Consider the following 6,722-nt stretch of genomic DNA (forward strand, 5'->3'; position numbering starts at 1 on the left):
CAGAAACCCCATTTCTAATCGCATCCAATATTCAACAGCTAATCGGCAAAACCTCCGGCGTCTATATCGGCGTCAACAAACCACACCAATCACCGCACGAGGTTCCAATGCTAGACACCCGCGAAAACCTGTTCTCCGCCACAACCTTTGCTGGCCTGCTGCTGCGCAATCGCATTGCGATGTCGCCGATGACCACTTGGGCCGCCAACAGCGATCTGACAATTTCAGATGCCGAAGCCGCCATTACCGCCGCAGAGTCGGCGGCGTCGGTCTGGTGATCACCGGTTGCGCCCATGTCTTGCCAAACGGTATGGGGTTCACCGATGAGTTCTCCGCCGCCGACGACAGCTATGTGGAAAGCCTGAGGAAACTCGCCACGGCCGCGAAAAGTGGCGGCGCGCCTGCGATCCTGCAACTGTTCCATGCAGGCGTCAGAGCCTTGCCAGAGCTTATTCCAAACCGCGATGTGATCGCTGCCAGCGCCATCCCTGCCGCTTCCACGATGTTTTTCCCGGCCCAAACACCGCGCGCAATGACCGAGCCTGAAATCCACGACATTATCGCAGCCTTCGGCCAAGCCACTCGCCGCGCCATTGAGGCTGGTTTTGACGGCATCGAACTGCACGGCGCGCATGGCTTCCTGATGCAGAACTTCTTCTCAGCCGCCACCAATCAACGCCAAGATCAATGGGGCGGCTCGCCCGACAACCGTATGCGTTTTGCGATTGCTGTGGTGGCAGAGGTCAAGCGCGTGATCGCCAGCCACACCGACCGCCCGTTCGCGCTCGGCTACCGCATTTCAGCCGAAGAACCCGGCGACAACGGCTACCGCATTGCCGACAGCCTTGCGCTGCTTGATTACCTGATCGACGCGGGCATCGACTATATCCATACCTCGCTTGGCAATGTGCTGACCGACTGCCCGATGGACGAACCAAACGGCCCGACCATCGCTGCCCGCTATGTGACCCATACCGCTGGCCGCATCCCGGTGATCGCCGCAGGCAGCCTGTGCACGCCGGATCAAGCGAGCCAAGCTTTGGCGCTGGGACTATCGGTCGTTGCGCTCGGTCAAGGGCTGGTGATGAACCCCGATTGGGTCGAACTCGCACTTTCGGGCCGCGAAGCGGAATTGCGACCAGGCTCGATACGCAACGGATTACCGCCCTCGCCATTCCGCAAAAGCTTTGGGCGGTGATTGACGCGGCAGAGGGCTGGTTCAGGCTGGCCCACCGCGCCCCCTAACAAAGCACCTCTGACCACAGCGAAAGTGCGTTTCATCTAGACCGAGTGCGGGGTCAAACGCATCGGCACTCGCGCTCAGACCGTTTTGTTTCGCAGGACACAGGCCGCGCAGCATTCCTTGCTCACGTTATCAAATGATGCCACTGTGGCTATGAGTTGCATAAGTAAAAGGTGGAAAAGCGTGTTCAATCAAGCTCTGGGGCTGAAATATTCTAAGTTTTTCAAAGCGATGCACCGCGATATGCTTTTCGACTGGTATATGGAAATCGGCTGCCGGCGGGGACGTTCGTTCGCACCAGTGCGCGGCAAGACCATCGCGGTGGACCCCTATTTTCAAGTTGAGGGCGACATCATCGGCGTAAAACCCGTTATGCACGTGTTTCAGGCCACCAGCGACGATTTTTTTGCCTCAAAATTTCTGACACTGAACAAAATCAAGCTGAGCGTCAGCTTCATTGATGGTATGCACCTGTTCGAATTTTTGCTGCGCGATTTTATGAACACCGAAGCCAGCAGTGACGCCGATGGCGTGATCATGCTGCATGATTGCATTCCCTATAACTCGGAAATGACCACACGAGACCTCGACAACCTGCCAAAGGGCGCTTGGACTGGCGACGTCTGGAAGCTGATCCCGATCCTGAAAAAGTACCGGCCAGATTTGACGGTGACAGTGGTCGATTGCAACCCGTCCGGTTTGGTGATGATCACAAATCTATCGCCAAAAAGCACGGTATTGCGCAGCAAATATCAAGCGATCTGCAAAGAATACACCGATGTCACGATTGAAGATTTTGGCATCCAAAAGTTCGGCGACAGCTTGAATATGGTCAGCGCCGCCGCCGTCGCCGAAGCCGGTTTTCCGATGTTCAAAGCGGTCGAAATCGACCCGGTAACATTTGTGAAGCCAGCTTGGATCACTCCGTAAATCCATTCGCGCCATTGGTCGCGCGTTTAGCGCGGCCAATGATAGTCGCGGGCGACCGCGGCAGGATAGAAGAACACGAGTGCCGGAAATTGTCCGCAAAACCAAACTGTCAACGTCATAAGATGTTGCAGCAACTTAGCGCGCTTTCCGCACGGAAACCTTAACGATTTCCTAATGTACCCTTGCTAACGCATTGATTCTATTGGGACCTAAAGTTGTCCACCCGTGGACACGCCTCATCGCTCCACCAACAAAGCCGTGCCAATCCCCCCAGCGGCCGCAATCGCAGCCAAGCCAATCCCGGCTTTCAATTCATAAAACAACCGCACCGCCAGCACTGCCCCCGAAGCCCCAATCGGATGCCCGCGCGCCAGCGCCCCACCCCCCACATTGATCCGGGCAACCGCCAACCCAGCCCCGGCCACGCAAGCCATCGCCTGCACCGCATAAGCCTCCATAATCTCCGCGACCGCGACCTTGTCCACCGAAACCCCAGCCCGATCGAGCACCGCCCGGATCGCCGCAACCGGAGCCAACCCCGGCTCCACCGGATCGCCCCCCAGCGTCACCCCGCCCAGTATCCGCAACCCTCGCCCCAATTGAAAATCCGCAGCAATCTTATCCGACACCACCAAAACAAACGCCGCCGCATCCGCCGCCACCGCAGCATTCGCCGCCGTAATTGACCCGCAAACCACCTTCGCCCGCGCAGCCACCGCCAAACTCAAACCCCGCGCAAACGCATCCCGCCCCTGCCCCGCAACCTCAACGATCTCGCCTTGCCAAACCCGCGCCTTGGCGTGACTACCCACCGCCCAAGCATCCTGCGAGTGGCGCGAAATCCCCAACCTTTCCGCCAAACCAAACGCCGCCTCCGCCATCGCCGGATCACGGTCGCCCCAAGGCGTGAACCGCGCCTGATCATAGGCCACCGCCGGCCCGCCATCAGGATCGGTCCAAAGCCGCAACGGCCTGCGCGAGTAACTCTCCACCCCACCCGCGATCACCACATCGGCAGCACCCGAATCCACCAACGCCCGCGCCAGCAAAATCGCATCCAACCCCCCCGCGCATTGCCGGTCCACCGATAGCCCCGCCACACGCTCGGGCAGCCCAGCCGCCAAGGCCACCCGTCGCGCCGGATTGCCCCCCGCGCCCAAAGCGTTCGAGCAGATCAACTCATCAATCTGCCAGGCCGAAACCCCCGCCGCCTCCAAGAGCGCCTGCACCACGGGCGCGCCCAAATCCTCAATCTCGAGCTTCGCAAACGCCCCACCCCGAGGCACCACCGCCGTCCGCTTCGCGGCGAGAATAACGCTCAAACCGCCACCTCGCGCGCCAATCGCACCAAATCGGTTTTGCCAGAGGCCAGCAGCGGCCATTCCCTCACCCAGATCGCCGCCTTTGGTGCCACCAACGATCCCAATCGCACCCGACATGCCGTCAAAATCGCAACCTCTGCCGCCGCATCCCCGAGCAAAACCGCCACCATCACCGCGCCCCGCAATGCATCGCGACGCGGCAGCACCGCCACCCGTGCCACCCCCGGCAGCCCTGCGATGAAGCTCTCAATTTCTTCGGGAAACACGTTTTGATCGGCCACCGTTACCATCCGCCCCGCCCGACCCGACAGATACAGATAGCCGGCTTCCAGCCGCCCCATTTCCCCCACCGACAGCCAGCCCGCATCCCAAACAGCACCCCCGGCATCGACGCCCGCATAGCCTTGAAACAGATATGGTGAGCGCACCCAAATCTGCCCCGCGCGCACGTCCACCTCAACCCCCGGATAAACCGAACCCACCGAATCCTCAGGCGCATCCGGCCCAGCCAGCGTGATAAAACTCGCCTCCGCCGCGCCATAAAACTCTCGGATATCCGCTCCCGCCAAGGCCGTCCGCAGCTTCGCGTCCAGCTTCGAACCGCCGACCAAAATCAACCCCTGCGCCTGCCAACCGGCCTCGACCAATAGCCTAAGTTGCGCAGGTGTCGCGTAAGTCACCGCCGCTCCCGCCAGCGCCAAAACCTGTCGATCCGGCCGCATTCCGCCCAAAAGTTGCACGGTGGCACCCAGATGCAGCGCCTCCAACGCGCCATACAACGCCAGCGAATGCACCAGATCGCCCAGCACCGCGACGCGAACACCCGGCCCGATGCCAAACAGTCCGGCGTTGACCGCAAAGCTGGCAATCCACGACTCCATACTGCGCAAAATCCGCCGAGGCGCACCGGATGACCCCGAGGTCAGCGTCTCAAACACACCATGACCCACCGGCTGCGGCCCCACCCCGCCAATCCGAAACGCCCGCCCCGGCACAGCCAGAGCATGACGCAAACTCCGGTCATCGCCCACAACCTTAGCCTCAGGATGCCACCTGAACAATTTCATCTGTCCCTAATTATCCCCGCGCGGCGCGCCCCTACGCCCTATCGCTTCAGAACCGATGCCATCCGCCGCAACGCGAGCAAATAGCCCTCGGTGCCAAACCCGGCGATCACCCCATCCGCCCGCCCCGACACGTAGGAATGGTGCCGAAACGCCTCGCGCTGATGAATGTTTGAGATGTGCACCTCTAACACCACCCCCTCAAACACCTTTAGCGCATCCAATATCGCCACCGAGGTGTGCGAATAAGCTCCTGGATTGATGATAATCCCTGCCGCCACGCCGCGCGCGCTTTGAATCCAATCCACCAACTGACCCTCGTGGTTGGATTGCATAGCTTCCAGCGTCAGCCCCAATTCAAGCGCCAAACCATTCAGCGCCGCGACCACATCGGCCAGAGTTTCTTGCCCGTAAACTTCAGGCTGACGCAGGCCCAGCATGTTCAAGTTGGGACCATTGATAACGAAAATCGGCTTCATTGCAGGCATCCTTGCGATATTTTCCAAGCTTTATCGTATCTGCCTCGCCGCCGCACAGAAAAAACGCGCCTCCCGTGGGGGGAGGCGCGCGAGGGGGTCGCCGGTCCGCAGACCTACCGTCAGGGAGACGTTAACGTTTAAGCGACCTTTTCGAGTGCAATTTGCGGCGAAAGCTCGGGCGCGATACCCAAGGCACGCACCACTTCGCGCGTAAGTTCCGGACGGTTGAGGGTATAAAAGTGCAGATCCTGCACGCCATCCTCAATCAGACGGCTGCACAACGTTGTGCATTGCGTAAGCGCCAGCAAATCTTCGCGCCCATCGCGCTTGGCCATCGCAAAACCTTCGTCCAGCCGTTGCGGCACGCTGGTGCCACAGCGCGCGGCGAATTTCTTGGTGCCCTCCCATGACTGAATGGGCAAAATCCCCGGAATGATCGGCGCGTCGATCCCGGCTTTTGCGCAGGCATCACGGAACCTAAAGAACGTATCAGCCTCAAAGAAAAACTGTGTGATGGCACTGCTGGCCCCGGCATCAATCTTGCGCTTAAGCCACGTCACATCGGCAAGCTTGTCAGCAGCACTTGGGTGTGGCTCGGGGTAAGCGCCAACCCGGATCTTGAACTTTCCGGTTTTCGCCAAGGCTTCGACCAGTTCTACCGACGAGGTGAAACCATCGGGATGCGGCGTAAACCGATCCGCACCTTTGGGGGCATCGCCGCGCAAGGCGACAATCTCGGTCACACCTACCTCAGCGTAAGCCTCTGCAATTTCGAGGGTTTCGGCGCGGGTCGCAGCAACGCAAGTCAGATGCGCCGCCACATTCAACCCGTAATTACGCTTGATCGTGGCGACCGCCTCATGCGTCAATTTGCGGGTGGTGCCGCCCGCACCATAAGTGACGCTGACGAAGTCTGGTTGCATTGGGGCCAGCACCTGCACGGTTTCCCACAACTTGAATGAGGCATCCAACGATTGCGGGGGGAAAAATTCGAACGAGATACGCGGTGCAGACATCTGTAGGCTCCTTTTGCTTGCCTCTTTGTCTCACCTTCGGCAAGTTGAGGCCAATTCATATTTTTCACCATAAACATGAGTATCGCGCATGTATCTGGAGCTTCGCCATCTGCGCACCATCCGCGCAATTCATCAGGCTGGTGGTCTGGCCCGCGCGGCTGACCTGATGAACATGACGCAATCTGCGCTGTCACATCAGGTCGCGGGGCTAGAGGCGCAGGTGGGGATGGAGCTGTTTGTGCGCCGTTCCAAACCGATGACCCTGTCGTCGGCAGGCATCCGTATGCTCCGGGCAGCCGAGCGTATCCTGCCGGAAATCACCGCGTTGGAGGAAGAATTTCGCGCGCTACAAGCTGGCAAAACCGGCCGTCTGCACATCGCCATCCAATGCCACGCTTGTTTTGATTGGCTTTTCCCGGTGCTGGAACTGTTTCGCCACGCTTGGCCGGAAGTCGATGTTGATATCCGCGCGGGCTTGGCGTTTGACAGCTTCCCCGCCCTGCTGCGTGAGGAGGTTGATCTGGTCATTTCGTCAAACCCCGAGCCTTTGCCGGGGATCACCTTTAATCCGCTGTTCGATTATCACCCGATGTTTATCGCCTCATCGCAAAATCCGCTGGCGGAAAAGGCAGTGATTGAGGCCGAAGATTTCCGTGACCAAACCCTGA

8 protein-coding genes are annotated in these 6,722 nt (G+C 59.5%); 4 read left to right on the top strand and 4 right to left on the bottom strand.

Features of this window, described 5'->3' with window-relative positions:
- The first annotated feature begins 107 nt into the window (after positions 1-107).
- From JWS10_RS13440 to JWS10_RS13450, 3 genes are all read left to right on the top strand, one after another.
- Complete coding sequence (locus JWS10_RS13440) at positions 108-278, top strand: hypothetical protein (protein WP_299508191.1); 171 nt, start codon at positions 108-110, stop codon at positions 276-278.
- Positions 275-1,198, top strand: a complete 924-nt coding sequence (locus JWS10_RS13445) for a hypothetical protein (protein ID WP_299508193.1) — start codon at positions 275-277, stop codon at positions 1,196-1,198. The genes JWS10_RS13440 and JWS10_RS13445 overlap by 4 nt, the downstream gene beginning before the upstream one ends.
- 228 nt (positions 1,199-1,426) lie before the next feature.
- Entirely contained in the window at positions 1,427-2,173 is a 747-nt protein-coding gene (locus JWS10_RS13450) for a hypothetical protein (RefSeq protein ID WP_299508195.1), read from the top strand.
- A 236-nt stretch (positions 2,174-2,409) separates the two neighbouring features.
- Here JWS10_RS13450 and JWS10_RS13455 read toward each other — a convergent pair whose 3' ends face one another.
- The 4 genes from JWS10_RS13455 to metF form a co-directional block, all read right to left on the bottom strand.
- Positions 2,410-3,555, bottom strand: coding sequence for a thiolase family protein (locus JWS10_RS13455; RefSeq protein ID WP_366943544.1), 1,146 nt, complete (start codon positions 3,553-3,555; stop codon positions 2,410-2,412).
- Positions 3,492-4,562, bottom strand: a complete 1,071-nt coding sequence (locus tag JWS10_RS13460; RefSeq protein WP_299508197.1) for an AMP-binding protein — start codon at positions 4,560-4,562, stop codon at positions 3,492-3,494. The genes JWS10_RS13455 and JWS10_RS13460 overlap by 64 nt, the downstream gene beginning before the upstream one ends.
- Positions 4,563-4,600: 38 nt before the next feature.
- Positions 4,601-5,038 (bottom strand): type II 3-dehydroquinate dehydratase, encoded by a 438-nt coding sequence (aroQ, locus tag JWS10_RS13465; protein ID WP_299474041.1) that lies wholly within the window; start codon positions 5,036-5,038, stop codon positions 4,601-4,603.
- A gap of 137 nt (positions 5,039-5,175) precedes the next feature.
- Positions 5,176-6,054: a methylenetetrahydrofolate reductase [NAD(P)H] gene (gene metF / locus JWS10_RS13470; protein ID WP_299508199.1), complete on the bottom strand. Its 879-nt coding sequence runs from the start codon at positions 6,052-6,054 to the stop codon at positions 5,176-5,178.
- Between the two features lie 88 nt (positions 6,055-6,142).
- Between metF and JWS10_RS13475 the strand changes: the two genes are divergently transcribed.
- Positions 6,143-6,722: LysR substrate-binding domain-containing protein (locus JWS10_RS13475; RefSeq protein ID WP_299508201.1), on the top strand; the 580-nt coding region annotated here is incomplete at its 3' end.

Source organism: Cypionkella sp. (genome assembly GCF_028290025.1).
Lineage (GTDB): Bacteria > Pseudomonadota > Alphaproteobacteria > Rhodobacterales > Rhodobacteraceae > Cypionkella.

Coding starts and splice junctions, on each gene's coding strand:
- JWS10_RS13440 (WP_299508191.1), top strand. CDS start 108: ATGCTAGACACCCGCGAAAACCTGTTCTCCGCCACAACCTTTGCTGGC.
- JWS10_RS13455 (WP_366943544.1), bottom strand. CDS start 3,555: ATGGCCGCTGCTGGCCTCTGGCAAAACCGATTTGGTGCGATTGGCGCG.
- JWS10_RS13460 (WP_299508197.1), bottom strand. CDS start 4,562: ATGAAATTGTTCAGGTGGCATCCTGAGGCTAAGGTTGTGGGCGATGAC.
- aroQ (WP_299474041.1), bottom strand. CDS start 5,038: ATGAAGCCGATTTTCGTTATCAATGGTCCCAACTTGAACATGCTGGGC.
- metF (WP_299508199.1), bottom strand. CDS start 6,054: ATGTCTGCACCGCGTATCTCGTTCGAATTTTTCCCCCCGCAATCGTTG.